Below are 14,433 nucleotides of genomic sequence, written 5' to 3'. Positions count from 1 at the left end.
TGAAATTATTCTGTGACAGGGATGGAAAACCAGAACCGTACCCCGTCCGCCCGGTTTTCCGCTCCGTAGGGAAGATTCTGCATGGACAGGATTTGCGCCACAATGGACAGCCCCAGCCCGGAGCCGCTGTATTCCGCTCCGCTGTCCCGATAGAATTTTGTCCAGATTTTTGGCAGGTCATGTTCCGGAATCGTCCTGCCTTGGTTGAAAATGGAAAAATGCAATGCCCCATCATCCACTGTCAGCTCCAGCCGCAGAACCCCGCCGGGATACACATTTTTCTTGGCGTTGACGATCAGGTTGTCCAAAACCTGCTCCATGCGCCGCCGGTCTGTCCGCACAAAAGCCTTTTGCTCCGGCAGCTCATATTGCAGTTCAAACTCGGTGTCCGGGGCGTCAATCAGAAGCCGCCCGGCCACTGTCTCCGTCAGCTCCACAAAGTCAAACCGGATGGTGTTCAGCTGGACGGCTCCGCTCTCCAGGGCGGACAAATCCAACAGGGTCACGATCAGATCGTTCATGCGCTCCACCTCGGAAACGATCACCTGGGCGTATTTCTGCTTTTTGCCCTCGTCCGTCTCGTCCTGCAAGCCCTCGGCATAGGCCCGGATAATGCCCAGCGGGGTCTTCATCTCGTGGGACAGGCTGTCCACCAGCTCCCTGCGCTCGGCCAGCAGAAGCCGTTCCTTTTCCACATCCTTTTCGAGCTGGGTATTCGCATCCTCCAGACGGACAAGGGCCTGTTGCAGATTTTCAGCCATTGTGTTCAGGCTGGCAGACAGTTCCCCAAATTCATCGGTTGAAACGAGATTGCAGGGGGCGGAAAAATCCAGTCCCGCCATGCGCTTTGCGGAGGCGTTCAGTTTGTCAATCGGTTTCGTGATAAAGCGGCCCATGAAAAAGTCTATCCCTAAAACCAGCAGCATAAGAAAACCCAACCAAATCAAGAAAGAAGCATCCTCGCTGACAGGCAGACGGGTAGACAGAATATAGGAGAAAATCAGCACAATTCCCGCCAGCTTGGAGAGCATTACAATCTTTTTCCGTACGGTACGGAGGGAAAAAGCCTCTTTCATATTGTTACCTCGAATTTATAGCCGGAGCGGATCAGTGTGACGATATGGCGGCCCTCGTCCCCCAGCTTCTGCCGCAGGGTCTTGATGTGGGTGTCCACGGTTCGAGTCGTTCCCTCAAACTCATAGCCCCAAACACGGTTCAAAAGCTGCTCCCGATTGAATATCTGGCCAGGGTTTGCCATCAGAAAGGCGAGCAGCTCGTACTCCTTATGGGTCAAGGTAATCTCCTGACCGTCCAGATAGACCTTGCGGGCGTTGGGCTGGAGCAGGATTTTACCGGCGGTGACCGCTCCGGCAGAAGCAGAGGAAGAACGGCGCAGGAGGGCGTTCACCTTGGCCAGCAGCACCTTGGGGCTGAATGGCTTTGTCATGTAGTCGTCCGCGCCGTATTCGTAGCCTTTCAGCTTGTCGTCCTCCCCGCTTTTGGCGGTGAGCATGATAATGGGCATATCGCTCATTTCCCGCGCCATTTTGCAGACAGAGTAGCCGTCCAGATGGGGCATCATCACGTCCAGGATCATCAAATCCATAGGATGATTTTTCAGCGTGACAAGGGCGTCTATGCCGTCGTCAGCGGTAAAGCAGGTGTGGCCGCCTTTCCGCATATAGTCCGCGATGATGTCCCGCATGGCTGTTTCATCTTCGACAATCAGGATATTTGCCATAGTGCCCCCCTCGTCTCCGTAAATTTATGTGACAGCCCTGATTATATTTCAAATGAAGCAAAAAGGCAAGAGACCATCAGCGCCACATAAAGCGGGCTGCCCATTTGTGGGGACAGCCCGCTTCTAATCTCTATACATATCCGGCATAAGGTGATAAAATAGAGTCACGCCCAAGAAATCGGTGGTCTGCAATGAAAACAAGTGAAGAACTGCGCGCCAGCCTGCGTGCCATCGACCGCAGAAGCTATGAAATATATGATTTAACGCATACCGGTCTTAATGAATTCAATCAACTTTTCCACATCGTCAAATTCATCATAGTCACCAAATATTCCCTCACGGTGATAAAGAATGCCTCTTTTTTCATTTGCTTCAAGACAATCCAACAGATGCGTCTCCCCATACCGTTTTGCAAACAGGGTAAAGGCGTAGGGCTTGATTTTATTCAGTAATCCTTTTTTACAGGTCTCTGTGCAGGCATAACAATGCGAAATGCCTCGTTCGGAAGAGCACTTCTTGTTTTCGCACTTATCCGCATCGGGACATCCATCCGACCCACAGCCATCGCATCTCACGTTCTCAGAGCACAAACAGCACGCAAGGCCACATCGTGCAACACCTAGTTCTCGCCGCATTTCCTCACCCCACCAAATCTTTTTCCTGGATCGCGTCCTTCAGAGCCAAACCCGACCAGCTGAACTTTATCCTCCGCCTTGCGCGCATGCTCCACAACTCCAGTAAACGCGTTCAGCGCAATTTCACAGTCCTTTTTGGGCAGGCCGCTGGCCTCAGACATCGCAGTAATCAGTTCATTTTTGTTCATAAACATTCTCCTTCTGTATAAAAAGTCGCTCGTGTATGATAGCCGCCCCATTGGGAAAAGGCAACCTACATCTCAGAAATGCTTTATTCCTTACTATACTTGTCATAGCGGCACTGCTCAAATACAGCGTTTCCCAACAGTGTAATCGCCTGTGCAGGGCATGAGCTGATGCAGCGATAACACATTGTGCAGCGATCTCCCGCTGCTGCTTTGTGATTCTTTAGGGTGATGTTTCCCATTGGGCATATCTGGGCACATAGTCCGCAGCCCACACAGGCTTCACTGATTTTCAGCTTATCAGAGTAGTCCTTCGTCTTGCCATAATACCATAGGCGTTGACCCAAGAGGCCTGTTGCTCTGTTATAAAAGTTTAAGCCATCCCTTGGGTATTTGCCTTGCTTGATCTCTTGCGCACATTTTTCAATCTTTCTGTCCGCCGCTTTTATGATCTCCCGATTTTTTTCAACAGATCTTTTCAGCAGCTTCACATCGCAAATCGAATCCGGCATACAGATATGCAGGCCGCCAACGATACTCGCGCCACACTTTTTCAATAGCCGTGCAGAACATCCTGCTCCATCCCCGCTGAACAATCCCATTGTGGCAACACAAAGCACTCTTTTGTTTTTCCAAAGTTCCGAATTGTCTTTGATAAAGTTTCGTACCATAACTGGCGCATTGGAGAATTGAACGGGGTACGCCAATACAATAAACTTGTGCTGTGATAATAAATGCACAGTTTCTTTTCCCTCAATGGGAACTGCTCGCGCAGTTTCATCCAATAAATAAATCAGCTTTTCAATGCAGTGTTTTGTGTTCCCTGTTCCACTTAAATATACGCCAATCATCGTTTTCCCCCAACGTGGATTCTTCATGCGGATACGACCAATCATTTCCCCAGCTCACATTGTAGACGCATGATCGAGAAAAAGCAATCAAAATTTCAAATTTATATGCAATCCATATCTTATTTTGATGTTGTTCATATCCTGTCCGCTATACTGGTGAAACCTCGCTTGGCCTTCTGCTCGCGTGATTTCTCCAAATTTCATTTTTTAAGACCATAGTAGTATTGACAAGTGATTAAGACTGTGGTAGTATATGACCGTAGCTACTACCACAGTCTTGAAAAGGAGGTGTTACCAGATGGACATTAAGCTGTTTGCCTCTGAACTGAAAGTGATGTCCGTCCTTTGGCGCGATGGCGATGTTCCCGCAAAACATATCGCCAAACTGCTGACCCAGGAATTAGGCTGGAATGTAAATACCACCTATACCCTGATTAAGCGTTGCATCAAGAAAGGGGCGATTAAGCGCTCCGAGCCCGGTTTCATGTGTCACGCGCTTGTGCCGCAGGAGGAAGTACAGGAGGCGGAAACAAACGAGCTGATCGACAGGGTATATGACGGCTCTGCCGACAAGCTGTTCGCGGCTTTGCTGGGGCGAAAAAAACTGAGTGCCGAGCAAATTGAAAAGCTGAAACAGATTGTTGGGGATTTGGAATGAGGTGGTGCAAATGAGCCTATTGCAAATGAGCTTTGCGGGGGCCGTGATGATTTTGGCAATCACCATCATACGCGCCCTGGCGATCAGCTTACTGCCCAAAAAGACTTTCCTGGCGCTTTGGGGGATAGCGGTTGCGCGGCTGTTGCTCCCGTTCTCACTCCCCTCCATGTTCAGCATATATTCGCTGATCAGCAATCAAACTTCTGGGATTGCCGCAACAAAAGTCCCACAGATTGACAAGGTATTGCCGATTGATACAATAGGGCAAATGGCTGCTATGCCCGGTGATATTGGGAGTACCACAAGTACTGTTTCTATTTGGGGAACTGTTTGGGCCGCTGGTACGCTGATCTGTGCTATGGTCTTTGCAATCGCATATTGGAAGTGCCGACAGGAATTTCAAACTTCCCTGCCAGTAAAAAATGACTTCATCAAAAGCTGGCTGGACACCCACCAGCAGAAACGTCCGATTTCCATTCGACAGTCCAGCCGGTTTTCTGCTCCGCTGACTTACGGCGTATTCCGTCCCGTGATTTTATTGCCAACATCCACCGATTGGGAAGACACAACGGCGCTGCAATATGTTTTGGCGCATGAATATGTTCATATCCGGCGCTTTGACAGCATTGCAAAATTGGTGTTGATTGCGGTGCTGTGTGTGCATTGGTTTAATCCCTTTGCTTGGGTGATGTATATTCTTGCCAACTGGGACATTGAGTTGTCCTGTGACGAGGCGGTTGTCCGCCTTTTCGGAGAAACCACAAAGGCGGACTATGCGCGGGTACTGATCAGCATGGAAGAAACACGGAGCGGCTTGAACCCATTGAGCAGCAATTTCAGCAAAACCGCAATAGAAGAAAGGATTACAGCTATTATGAAAATCAAAAAATCGTCTGTTCTCTCTCTCGCCCTAGCCCTGGCATTGGTTGTCTGTGTGACAACAGCCTTTGCAACTTCGGCGGCGACAAAAAATAACAATTCGATTTCCGTCCCCTCAATCATTCACAGAGATGACGCTACTAACAAAACGTCTGAATCTGCCCTGGGAGCCGAAGACGGTTATCAATCATTGTTAGCGTTAAAATCAGCAGACTACCTCAACCAGACGGTTGCCGATTTTGACAAGGTCCTTTTGGATTGGGGAAATCAACATCCAGAGGAACACGAGGATATTATCCAAAACGATATTGCAGCATATTGCTTCCCCGCGCACCTCACAGCGGAGGAGAAAAACTTTTTGGCTTTAACCATAAGAGCGTCAAATATTGAAAACGCAATATTAGTAAAGAGCTCTTATGGCAGTCCAGTGATTGATCCTGATTTGAGTTTTGAACTTGCGAGAGAAAGCCAGGAAACTGACCCGCCCACATGGGCAAGTTTGATGTATGGCGTTTCTTATCACCTTGATCCTCAAGTAGTCACAGTCGGAGAACGGGACGCGGCACTTGCAAACGCAATCAATGATATTCAATCTTTTTGGTATGATACTGACCTGGAAACTCTTGCTGAAATGACGTCGGACGAAGTGTTTTCCAAACTAAACGCAATCGCGGATAACAATAGCACAAATGCTATACAGCTTTCGATGGTAACGAATTATTATATTTTTCAAGCATCCCCCATGTTTGATTGACCAAAAAATAGAATGATTTATCCCCCAGGCAAAAAAGAAACGGCACAGCTCGCAATGAGCTGTGCCGCTCTTTTTCTCGCGGTTCGTTTTACTCCCACTGGTGTCAACGCCGATATGAAATTGTAAGAAAACGCCGAAGAAATTTTGTAGTTTTTCGGCGGAGGGGGGGGGGTAACAAAACTAAGCGTTTCCTTGCTCAAAAAGAGTGTTCACGATTTGCTGCTTCTGGCGCATAAATTCCTTGCGTTCTTTCAGGCGGTAAGACTCGCCCTTGATGTTGATAACGGTGCAGTGATGCAGGACACGGTCCAGGATGGCGGAGGCGATGGTGACGTCGGCAAAGACCTCGTTCCACTGGGAGAAGGTCTTGTTGGAGGTAAAGACGGTGGACGTCTTCTCATATCGCCTGGCAATCAACTGGAAGAACAGGTTTGCGCCCTGGATGTCCATGGGGAGGTAGCCGATCTCGTCGATGATAAGCATCCTGTACTTGGACAGAACCTTGAGCTTGTCCGGCAGACGGTTCTCAAAATGGGCCTTCTTGAGCTGCTCAATAAGCTGGTGGCAGTTGATGTAGTAGGTGGAGAACCGGTGCTGTGCTGCCACCAGGCCCAGAGCGGAGGCCAGATGGGTCTTGCCCACGCCGGGCGGGCCAAGGAAGACCACATTCTCCCCGTTTTCCAGGAAGCGCATGGTGGCCAGTTCGTCGACCTGGCGCTTGTCGATGGAGGGCTGGAAGGAGAAATCGAAGTCGTCCAGGGTCTTCTTAATGGGGAAGCCGGACATCTGGATTTGCTTCTCATAGGCCCGTCTCCGCTTGGATTTGGCTTCTTCTGAGAAAATGTGATCCAAAACCTCCACAATATTGAGATCCTCCGCCACCGCCCGTTCCAGGTAATTGTCCAGAATCTCCAGGGTGTTTTTCATCTTAAGGGCTTCCAGGTTTTCCCTCAGCCTGTCCATAGTAAATTCACTCATACAGCGCCTCGTCATATCTGGATAAATCGGAGGGCTTCAAGGGGAAATCTATTACTTTGCCCTGTTCCAGCAGAACATTTTCCGCATCTATTGTCTGTTTCAGCGTAAGCCTTCTATAGTGCTGAGGATTGACAACCATGTCCTTTCTCTGATACGATATTCGGTGCAGAGCGATCTGCTTTCCCTCGTAATACGCAGCCAGCATACTGTCGAGGGCCACGACTGCCACATCTTTGCCGACATACTCCGCTGGCACGGAGTACTGATTGCCGGCGTAGGAGATGAGGCAGTCTTTTTGTACTCGCCTCAGGTTGATCTTGTCGATGATGTACTCACGAGAGAGGGGACTCAGGCCCTCTTTTTTCAGCCGCTCAAAGGGAATCTCGTTGGTGGTGGCGTGGACTTTCTCGTTCACTTTGTTGCACCAGGCCAGGGCCTGTCCGTTCAAGTCCGCCAGACTGTTGTACTGGATCCCCACCATGAAATTATCTCTGACAAACTGCACCGTCCGCTCTACTTTCCCCTTGGTCTGACCTCGGTACGGCCGGCACAGAATGGGTTTGAATCCGTAGAATCCCGCGAAGTCCTCAAACTGCCGGTTCAGCGTGGAGTCCTCCTGCTTCAAAAGCCGCTTGATGACTACCTGCTTTTGGATGGCTCTTAGCGGCTTTGCCGCTTAGAGCCATCGCATCCCCCTTGCGGGGACATATTGTCATACAGGATCTCCTCCGGGTAACCTCCGAAATACCGAAACGCGTTCTGATGGCACCGTATCAACGTGTTTGTGCTCATATCCGTTACGAACTCGATGTACCGCATCCGCGAATATCCCAGAATCATGAGAAAACAGTACAGCTTTTTCCACTTCCCATCCTCGTACACCAGGTGATCCTCGAAGAATCCCCAGTCCATCTGCCCTTGCTTTCCGGGCATCGTCTCAAACCGCACCGTTGCCTTCTCATTCAAGTCCATCTTCCGGCTGCTCACATACGCCTTGACGATGCTGTAGCCCCCGTCAAATCCCATTTCCCGCAGCTTCTCCAGTATCCGCAGCGCTGAATACGGCGCCTCTTCCAGCCACTCGTCCACGATCTGCTTGTATGGGTCCATCTTTGTGGGCTTGGGCTCGCTCAATGTGTACTCCGGCTTCTGCGGCGATTCCGCGTACCGCTTTGCTGTTCGCGGGTCCATGTGGTACTTCCGGCCCAGCTCCACATAGCTCAGCCCTTTTTGTCTGTCGCTTCGGATTTCCATCCACTGTGCTCCTTTCATTTCCTGCCTCCCTTTCCGGGCTCTTTTTCGCCCTGATTGGGAGTCTATCTTTTTTCCCTCCTCTCCGCCACAAAACTACATTTTTTCCTCGGCGTTTTCTTTCATTTTATCATTGGCGCTGACAGTGTGATTTCGTTCAGTTCAAGCACTTCGGCGCGGCTATGAAGCAGGTCCTCGGCAATATGTTCAAAGGAACTTCTGATGGCAAGATTTCCGGTTGGCAAGACGTCACCGCAGCACTGTCCGCCACTCTGGGCACTGGCAACATTGTGGGTGTGGGGACTGCCATTGCCCTTGGCGGGCCTGGCGCTGTGTTTTGGATGTGGGTCATCGGCATGGTTGCCATGGCTTTAAAGTACGCAGAAGCCACCTTGGCCGTTCACACCCGCAGCATTGATAAAGATGGTAACATAACAGGCGGCGCCCCCCGCTATCTGGGCAATATCTGGAAACCTATGGGTATCGCCTACTGTATCTGCCAAACCGTTGCTTTCCTGATTGCTGCTGGTGTACATACCGGCTCTGTGGTTACTGGCGCTGAAAGCCTTGGTCTGCCCCGCATTGCCAGCACTGCCGCTGTCTGCGTTATCTTGGCTCTGGTGCTTTTCGGCGGTCTAACCATGCTGGTTAAGATTACTGACAAGCTGGTGCCGATTATGGCCGCCATCTATCTGGCTGCTGGATTGCTCATTATCATCCTCAACATCGGCAATCTCATCCCGGCCTTGGTCAGTATCTTTACCGGTGCGTTCTCCGGTGCCGCTCCGACTGGCGGCTTCGTGGGTGCTACTCTTGCCGCTACAATCAAAAATGGATGTGCCCGGGGCATGTATTCAAGTGATGCCGGAAACGGCTCCTCCAGTTTTATTCACGCCCAAGCTAACGTGGACGATCCTGTCAAGCAAGGCTGTTTCGGGCTGTTTGAGGTATTCTTTGATACCATCATCGTATGTACCTTCACCGCCCTGGTCATTCTATGCACCGGTACATGGACCACTGGAGCCCCCGGTTCCGTGCTGGCAATCAACGCTTTCAATGATTCTTTGGGAACTATAGGCAACATTATCGCCTCTTTGGGACTGATCCTCTTTGCTGGTTCCACTGCTTTGTCGTTCTGTACATTTGTAGGTCTGTGCATCGACAACATGTTTCACAACAAAACAGTGCGCTACATCTGCCAGGTCATCTTTGCTATCATCGCCTTTGCCGGCGGCACTGTGGGTGTAGACATCATGCTGATGTGGGCCGACTGTGCCAACGCTTTCACCGTCGGCTTCAATACGCTGGGTATGTGTATCCTGGCCGGAACACTGCGAAAGATGACCAAAAGCTACTTCTCTACTGGAAAATCTTCCGTTGACTAAGGAATTACTCTTATCCATCTCTTTCTCCCCACCTGAATGTAAGTTCCGACGCATCTGCGTCGGAACTTACATTTTACCACAGTTTTCGAAACTTAGATATGTTCACAGAAGAAGATGGACTCAGCAGAACAACAATCTGTCAATCAGATAAATGTGTTCAGCACAGGAGAAAACGCGATGGACCTGTCATCCATCGCGCTCTGGTATGGCATTATACGGCCTTGCCATAAAATAATAAATCCGCAGTGCTTCGCCCCGGACGTGGCACTCAAAGCTATATTGATAGGTCCCGCTGTCTTTTATAGACCCAACTTCAATCAAGTCGGGGCAGTACCCCAAGGCTTTATAGTCCTCTTTCAAATAGTCAGCCTGCGCACACCGGTTGCTGCACTCTGGATACTTTTTTTGCAAATTTTTTCTGGTCTTTGCCGTTTTATCATAGCTGAGCTGTGAACCCAATATCTTAACATTGCTTTTAAAATGGCGTGCTACATCGTGAAGAAAGCAATGTTTATGGTAGAGTTGGTATTCGTTTTCCCCAAAATAGCTGATATGGAGGTCTACGCAGCTGTCACGCAGGGGGAAATGTTCCCCTGCATCAGCAATGTAGAGGATGTTGAGTTTCAAATCTATCTGTTCAATTAGAGATTTGTACATTTCAAGCGTCTCCGGGTATTTATCTATCACAACGCAGATACAATCTTCGGGCAAAAGGTTCAGGTATTGATAGAGGAAAAAATACCCATTGACATTGGCCTCCAACAGGACCTTACCGTGGAGGTTGTAGCTTGCCAATTTATTGCAAATATAGTCAGCACATTTTTGCAGTGCGGAGCTGAAATCAGGGCCCATATTTCGATATAGCCCTCGTTTGAGATCAGGGGAATCGTAGGGTGCGGTATAGATGTTTCCGGTTTTGATGATACCGTTGTCAATCACAGCCTTATAGTTCTGAGGACATTCTTGATTCGAGCACCGCAGAACGCCAGAGTAGACATACTCCTCTGAAATAGAAGCATCATCAACCATCAGGGGTTTCCCGCAGTGGGGGCAGACCAATAGCTTTAAAGCAGAGAGAGGAACGCCAGTCTGATGCCCCGGCTTGACGGTCCGGCTGCGCAACTCTGAAATCTCTTGGTCGATATCCTGAATAGACTGCTGCAGCTGAATAATCTGTTTGCATATTTCGGTACGCTTTGTTTCCCAAAGTTTGAGGCATTCGCTGATTGTATCAGGTTCGATAAAATTGGAATGCCTGGTCAGAACAAGATAGTTCTGAATTTCCTTCAGATTAAATTGTTGTTGCTTCATCTTTAGGATAAGCTGTAGGTCGTGATACTCTCGCTGAGAAAAATCGTATTGTGCTCCAGCGTGATTTGGCAGCAGCATACCAATGCGGACATAATAGCGGATAGTTGCTTGAGGCACACCGCATAATTGGGCCAGCTCTCCAATTTTCATCTACATTTACCTCCAAGCAATATGGCAACCGCTCTATGAAAATTACCACCTGATAAACTCTGTTCTAACGCCAGGGGTTTCCTGAACAAGTGCGCTTTGTTCATTCCGAATTTGTTTTTCATTGTGTATAGCTGCATATTCTGGGTATAACTCGCAAATTGCGTTCAAGAGAGCCGGCAAATTAATCATACCATTAGTCCCCGTCTTCATCAGTCTCCATTTTCAATATCTCCTGAACCCCATTTTTGAACTCATATGCGTATTGGACAGTATTTGGCCTGGTATCGTCACAGAAACCAAATGGGCAAATGGTATTCGTCTGGCCGCCTTCTGCCAAACACGTCTCAAAGGAAAGAGCCAAATCAAATGCCGCATCCTCAACCACAAACTGATATCCTGCGGAATAAAATATATTAAAGTGTACCCTTTGTCAAGGACAAAATAAGAAATAGACACCCCAATATTTGGACAGTCATCAAAAAGGCCCGCAGGCTGAATGAATCTTAAGCGTTTGTCGCCCGATCATAGAATCCGAAACAGTCTCTTCCAAAATGTGTGCGCCAAGTTCACCGGGCGTTTTAAGGACTGCAGGCGGCAGGCCGCTGGTTCGAATTCAGTTCTGGGTGTCAAAACGCCGGATATAGTTAAATATCCGGCGTTTTATAACCTTTTTCCGAAAATCATTTTCACAGAGGGATGACGGACTTATTTCACGTACCGTTTTAATTTCTGAGAGACAGTCTGAATATCAATTGGTTCTGCAAATAACCATTCATTCCGGAGGTAACCGCCGCGATGCCGCCCTTTAAAGAAGGGGGCACAACCACGCTTTGTATACGTGCCCTTCTCCTCACGTTTCAATCTTGTTAGAACATACCTGCCGTTTCGTGCTCCCGCCGTCACCGCAGGCTGCTCATAAGCCGGAACATCTTGCGGATGTCCACCGGTTTTGCCAGATGTCCGTTCATTCCGGCGTCCTTTGCCAGCGCAACATCCTCTTCAAATGCGTTGGCTGACAGCGCGATGATAGGGACGGTCTTCGCGTCTGCCCGGTCCAGGCCGCGGATCACTCGGGCCGCCTCGTATCCGCTCATGACTGGCATCATCAAATCCATAAGTACACAGTCAAATGTTCCTGGAGCAGAGGACATGAAGACATCTACTGCAGCTTTTCCGTTCACGGCGGTCACCACCTCCGCATCCGCATCCCGAAGAATGAACTCCACAATTTCGCGGTTGATCTCGTTGTCCTCGACCAACAAGACACGCATCCCCGCAATATTGCTCTGCCCGTCCTGCTCCTCCTCCCCGGTCTGCCCCGCCTCGTCGATACGGATGGGCAGGGTGATTTGGACGACGCTCCCCTGGCCTGGGGAGCTGTCTACCTCAACGGTTCCCCGCATTTGGTCCACCAGCTTCTTCACGATGGACATGCCGAGGCCGACGCCGTTATATTGGGTCCTCGCATCCGGATGCTCCTGGGTGAAGGGTTCAAAAATGTGGGGCTTAAAGTCCTCCCCAATGCCGATCCCGGTATCTTCGATCACAAAACGGTAGCTTGCGCTGCCATTCCGAAATGCGGTTTCCTCTACCCGGACAGACACGGAGCCTTGGGGCCGGTTATACTTGAGGGCGTTGTCAATGACATTCATCAGAATTTGCTTCAAATGCAACGGATTTCCAATCAGCCTGCTGTGGCACACGCTGACCTCCTCCAGGGCCAGCCGGATTTCCGCTTTCTCCGCCTGATGGGCCAGGATGGTAATGCAGTCTTCCAGCGCGGCATGAAGGTCAAACGGCTCCTCCACCTCCGCCGCCGGCTGGCCGCTCTCCAGCTTGCTGACCTGCAGAACGTCGTTTACCAGGGACAGCAGATGCTCCGTCGACACGCGGATCTTCTTCCGGCACGCTTGCTGCCGCTCCGGATCGTCCGGGCTTTTTTCCAGAATGGCCAGCAGTCCTAAAATTCCATTGATCGGTGTACGGAGATCGTGGGACATATGGGAGAGAAATTCGCTCTTGGCCGAATTCGCCCGCCTCACCCGCTCCAGCAGCTCCATGATGGACTGCTCCTGTTTCTTCCGCGCCACCATGGTCTCCGTAATATCCTGATGGTAGCCGTGCAGGCATACGCCCGGTTTTTTAAACGTTTTGTCCGGCACGCCGCCGCAGCGGACATATATTTTCCCCAGCTTCGGATGCTTCCAGGGGTATATTACCTCGGCCCGGCCGGTTTCTAAAATTTGCAGTACCGCGTCCTGCACCATATCCACATAGTCTGGCTCAATATTTTCAAACCAACGCCGGTAGCACTCCTCCGGACCGATCTCATCCGGCGCGCCCAGGAGAATCCGCATCGTGCGGTCCGCGTACATCCTTGGCTGGCAGCCCTCTTCCAGCTCAATGGTCCAGATTCCGGTCCTGGCGCCCTCCAGAATGTCCTCCAGGCTCTGCCGCGCCTCCAGCTTGTATTTCTCCTCCTGCTCCACTACGGCATTAATGTCCCGTTGGGCAAAAATCGCACAGTTCTCCTCCGCCGTCTTCTCTGTGGCGGAAAAATGAAGCTCCATGTGCTTCAGTCCGGAACAGCTGTCGTTCACCTGGTATCGAACGGAGAACTTTTTCTTTGTTCTGAGCTGAGCGAGCACATAGTCCTTCTTTGTCACGGCGCGGAGCCGCTCCCGGTCCCTGGGAACCACATATTGGGCAATATACCGCTCCACCGCCGTTTGGTAGCCGTCCTTAAACTGGGCGGCCCAATCAATCCCCGTCTGTTCACTGCTCCGGTAGACCTCGCATTCGCCGGTATCGAAGTTCACCTGATAGATGCCCAAATAGTCCACGCTGAGGGCGTGAAGAACGTTATAGCTCCGCTTTTGCAGCTCCCGGAACAGATTCCGCCGCTTCAGGGAGGATACGATAAAATATGCCGCGGTCTGGAGCATATTCGACGCATACTCCAGCGACCGCACAGGGGGATTGTCCACGCCGTAAAAGCCAATGATCCTTTTGCCGTCATAAAGGGGAACCACCACAAGGGCATGAACGTCCTGCCGCTTCAGATTTTCATACTGAAGCGGCTCCGTTTCCCGGATATCCTCCAGGCGCTCAATTACGATATGCTTGCCGACCCGGAATTTCCGGTACCAGCTTGCGCATACCTCCGGAGGCACATTTTGGAGATATTCCTTTTCTGGCTCCACCCCGTCAGCTGCCCACTCATAGGTGTTATCGTCGCCGCCGGACTCGTTCTGCTCAAATATGTAGGTCCGTTCCCCATTTAACGCTTTTCCCAAGTGCTCCAGCAGCACCTCCAGAGACCGGTCGGGAGTATCCTCCAGCAGGGCGACGCGAAGGCCCTCGTTGATAACGGCCTCCAGATTCTGAACGCTCCGCATGCCGCTGTGCCGCTCCTGTTCCTCGATCAGTGGAGCTTCGTCTCCAGCCCGTTTGAAAAGCTCCCCTGAATAGTCCATAAGCCCGCCCCTCCATATAGACCACATTCCGGTCATAGCCGTTGCGGCGAGTTCCGGTACAGGGAAACAGCTCCTCACCGGAACCCGCCGTTTTGGCGGCATACCGGTTTGTTTCCGTAGTTTTGCCGCAGAAAACTAGAAAAGTTGGTGTCATAATATCACATGTCCTTACTTTCGTC

At 50.5% G+C, this 14,433-nt stretch carries 12 protein-coding genes and 1 pseudogene; 4 read left to right on the top strand and 9 right to left on the bottom strand.

What is annotated here, in order from left to right:
• Positions 1–5 precede the first annotated feature (5 nt).
• Both VV088_RS04485 and VV088_RS04480 read right to left on the bottom strand, forming a co-directional pair.
• Complete coding sequence (locus VV088_RS04485) at positions 6–1,076, bottom strand: sensor histidine kinase (RefSeq protein WP_334599578.1); 1,071 nt, start codon at positions 1,074–1,076, stop codon at positions 6–8.
• Positions 1,073–1,741, bottom strand: coding sequence for a response regulator transcription factor (locus tag VV088_RS04480; protein WP_334599577.1), 669 nt, complete (start codon positions 1,739–1,741; stop codon positions 1,073–1,075). Before VV088_RS04480 ends, VV088_RS04485 begins: the two co-directional genes overlap by 4 nt.
• Positions 1,742–1,932: 191 nt before the next feature.
• Here VV088_RS04480 and VV088_RS04475 point away from each other — a divergent pair, with 191 nt between their 5' ends.
• Positions 1,933–2,193: a hypothetical protein gene (locus tag VV088_RS04475; RefSeq protein WP_334599576.1), complete on the top strand. Its 261-nt coding sequence runs from the start codon at positions 1,933–1,935 to the stop codon at positions 2,191–2,193.
• Between the two features lie 167 nt (positions 2,194–2,360).
• On the opposite strand, the gene VV088_RS04470 is transcribed toward VV088_RS04475, so the two are convergent.
• Together VV088_RS04470 and VV088_RS04465 are read right to left on the bottom strand one after the other, a co-directional pair.
• Entirely contained in the window at positions 2,361–2,564 is a 204-nt protein-coding gene (locus VV088_RS04470; protein WP_334599575.1) for an HU family DNA-binding protein, read from the bottom strand.
• A gap of 83 nt (positions 2,565–2,647) precedes the next feature.
• Entirely contained in the window at positions 2,648–3,412 is a 765-nt protein-coding gene (locus tag VV088_RS04465) for an EFR1 family ferrodoxin (protein WP_334600464.1), read from the bottom strand.
• Between the two features lie 298 nt (positions 3,413–3,710).
• Here VV088_RS04465 and VV088_RS04460 point away from each other — a divergent pair, with 298 nt between their 5' ends.
• Both VV088_RS04460 and VV088_RS04455 read left to right on the top strand, forming a co-directional pair.
• Positions 3,711–4,070 carry a BlaI/MecI/CopY family transcriptional regulator gene (locus tag VV088_RS04460; protein ID WP_334599574.1) on the top strand — a complete coding sequence of 120 codons (360 nt, stop codon included), beginning with the start codon at positions 3,711–3,713 and terminating at the stop codon, positions 4,068–4,070.
• A 10-nt stretch (positions 4,071–4,080) separates the two neighbouring features.
• Positions 4,081–5,703, top strand: a complete 1,623-nt coding sequence (locus VV088_RS04455; protein WP_334599573.1) for a M56 family metallopeptidase — start codon at positions 4,081–4,083, stop codon at positions 5,701–5,703.
• Positions 5,704–5,883: 180 nt separating this feature from the next.
• On the opposite strand, the gene istB is transcribed toward VV088_RS04455, so the two are convergent.
• The 3 genes from istB to istA are packed head-to-tail and all read right to left on the bottom strand — an operon-like array spanning position 5,884 to position 7,953.
• The gene (gene istB, locus VV088_RS04450) at positions 5,884–6,681 is read right to left on the bottom strand and encodes an IS21-like element helper ATPase IstB (RefSeq protein WP_334599572.1); all 798 of its coding nucleotides are present in this window, start codon (positions 6,679–6,681) and stop codon (positions 5,884–5,886) included.
• Complete coding sequence (locus tag VV088_RS22700) at positions 6,674–7,306, bottom strand: Mu transposase domain-containing protein (protein WP_442913109.1); 633 nt, start codon at positions 7,304–7,306, stop codon at positions 6,674–6,676. The genes istB and VV088_RS22700 overlap by 8 nt, the downstream gene beginning before the upstream one ends.
• Before the next feature lie 35 nt (positions 7,307–7,341).
• Positions 7,342–7,953, bottom strand: coding sequence for an IS21 family transposase (gene istA / locus VV088_RS04440; RefSeq protein WP_334598916.1), 612 nt, complete (start codon positions 7,951–7,953; stop codon positions 7,342–7,344).
• Positions 7,954–8,093: 140 nt separating this feature from the next.
• On the opposite strand from istA, the pseudogene VV088_RS04435 reads away from it, so the two are divergent.
• Positions 8,094–9,317 (top strand): annotated as a pseudogene (locus VV088_RS04435) (alanine/glycine:cation symporter family protein); the annotation flags it as partial.
• A 186-nt stretch (positions 9,318–9,503) separates the two neighbouring features.
• On the opposite strand, the gene VV088_RS04430 reads toward VV088_RS04435, so the two are convergent.
• Together VV088_RS04430 and VV088_RS04425 are read right to left on the bottom strand one after the other, a co-directional pair.
• Positions 9,504–10,778: a MerR family transcriptional regulator gene (locus tag VV088_RS04430; RefSeq protein ID WP_334599571.1), complete on the bottom strand. Its 1,275-nt coding sequence runs from the start codon at positions 10,776–10,778 to the stop codon at positions 9,504–9,506.
• Between the two features lie 899 nt (positions 10,779–11,677).
• Complete coding sequence (locus tag VV088_RS04425; protein WP_334599570.1) at positions 11,678–14,254, bottom strand: hybrid sensor histidine kinase/response regulator; 2,577 nt, start codon at positions 14,252–14,254, stop codon at positions 11,678–11,680.
• Positions 14,255–14,433 lie beyond the last annotated feature (179 nt).

The sequence above is a fragment of the Lawsonibacter sp. JLR.KK007 genome (assembly GCF_036941135.1).
Classification (GTDB): Bacteria; Bacillota; Clostridia; order Oscillospirales; family Oscillospiraceae; genus Lawsonibacter.
This window is presented reverse-complemented; position numbering and strand designations above follow the sequence as displayed.

Excerpts from the sequence above, each read along its gene's own strand:
- VV088_RS04485 (WP_334599578.1), bottom strand. The coding sequence starts at position 1,076 with ATGAAAGAGGCTTTTTCCCTCCGTACCGTACGGAAAAAGATTGTAATG.
- VV088_RS04480 (WP_334599577.1), bottom strand. The coding sequence starts at position 1,741 with ATGGCAAATATCCTGATTGTCGAAGATGAAACAGCCATGCGGGACATC.
- VV088_RS04475 (WP_334599576.1), top strand. The coding sequence starts at position 1,933 with ATGAAAACAAGTGAAGAACTGCGCGCCAGCCTGCGTGCCATCGACCGC.
- VV088_RS04470 (WP_334599575.1), bottom strand. The coding sequence starts at position 2,564 with ATGAACAAAAATGAACTGATTACTGCGATGTCTGAGGCCAGCGGCCTG.
- VV088_RS04465 (WP_334600464.1), bottom strand. The coding sequence starts at position 3,412 with ATGATTGGCGTATATTTAAGTGGAACAGGGAACACAAAACACTGCATT.
- VV088_RS04460 (WP_334599574.1), top strand. The coding sequence starts at position 3,711 with ATGGACATTAAGCTGTTTGCCTCTGAACTGAAAGTGATGTCCGTCCTT.
- VV088_RS04455 (WP_334599573.1), top strand. The coding sequence starts at position 4,081 with ATGAGCCTATTGCAAATGAGCTTTGCGGGGGCCGTGATGATTTTGGCA.
- istB (WP_334599572.1), bottom strand. The coding sequence starts at position 6,681 with ATGAGTGAATTTACTATGGACAGGCTGAGGGAAAACCTGGAAGCCCTT.
- istA (WP_334598916.1), bottom strand. The coding sequence starts at position 7,953 with ATGAAAGGAGCACAGTGGATGGAAATCCGAAGCGACAGACAAAAAGGG.
- VV088_RS04430 (WP_334599571.1), bottom strand. The coding sequence starts at position 10,778 with ATGAAAATTGGAGAGCTGGCCCAATTATGCGGTGTGCCTCAAGCAACT.
- VV088_RS04425 (WP_334599570.1), bottom strand. The coding sequence starts at position 14,254 with ATGGACTATTCAGGGGAGCTTTTCAAACGGGCTGGAGACGAAGCTCCA.